The sequence below is a fragment of the Chryseobacterium sp. Tr-659 genome (assembly GCF_011752975.1).
Lineage (GTDB): Bacteria > Bacteroidota > Bacteroidia > Flavobacteriales > Weeksellaceae > Chryseobacterium.
In genome coordinates this window covers 1-903 of the sequence record NZ_VWWP01000024.1, presented here as the reverse complement: position 1 = coordinate 903, position 903 = coordinate 1, and the positions used below count along the sequence as shown (strand labels likewise).

The following is a 903-nucleotide window of genomic DNA, read 5'->3' as shown; positions in this document are numbered from 1 at the left end:
ATTCTCATCGCGACCCATTATCGCCTGCCGTGCTCGCCGGGCATGATCATGGCTGCCAGCGAATGGCAGGGCAAACAGTCACGTGATAAAGCGCTGCGCCATCTGGCGCGTCAGGCCGGACTGTCGCTGCAGCTGTATGAAGAGCATCAGTGGGAGATCAGCAGCTGGCGCTTGCCGCTGGCGGTGGAACTGAGCGACGGCCAGGTCGGCGTCATCACCAGCTTTGATGGCGATTACACGGTGCGCGTGCACCTGGCCGGCGATGAACAACCGGCGCCGATCGTGCTGAACACGCTGCTGCCGCAGATCCGTTACGCCGCGGCGCTGCGTCCGGTGACGGCCGCCAAAGATAGCCGTGTCGATCGCTATCTCGCCACGGTCAGGCCCGACTGGCTGCGCCGTCTGGTGCTGCACGACATGCGTCCTTACGGCTACGTGATGCTGGGATCGTTCCTGATCAATCTGCTGGCGCTGGTCGGCATCATCTTCTCGATGCAGGTGTACGATCGGGTGATCCCGGCGCAGTCGTACCCCACGCTGTACGTGCTGTATATCGGGGTGATTCTCTCGGTGGTGTTCACCTATATTCTGCGCGTCGGTCGCGATCACGTCACCGATCTGCTCGGCAAGCGCGCCGATATGCGCGTCTCCGACCGTGTGTTCGGCCACGCGCTGCGGCTGCGTAACAGCGCGGTACCGCGATCGACCGGCACCTTTATCTCGCAGCTGCGCGAGCTGGAAGCGGTGCGCGAAATGGTGACGTCGACCACGGTGACGGCGATCGTCGATATGCCATTCTTCCTGCTGTTTATGCTGGTGATGGCGATCATCGCGCCGCAGCTGGCGTGGATCGCGCCGGTGGCGGTGCTGCTGATGATCCTGCCCGGCGTGCTGAGCCAGAAA

The 903-nt window shown here is 63.0% G+C and carries 1 protein-coding gene; it reads left to right on the top strand.

The features are described 5' to 3' along the window. Window positions 1-903 (top strand): ABC transporter transmembrane domain-containing protein (locus F3J23_RS21525; RefSeq protein ID WP_262888161.1); only part of this gene is annotated, 903 nt, incomplete at both ends.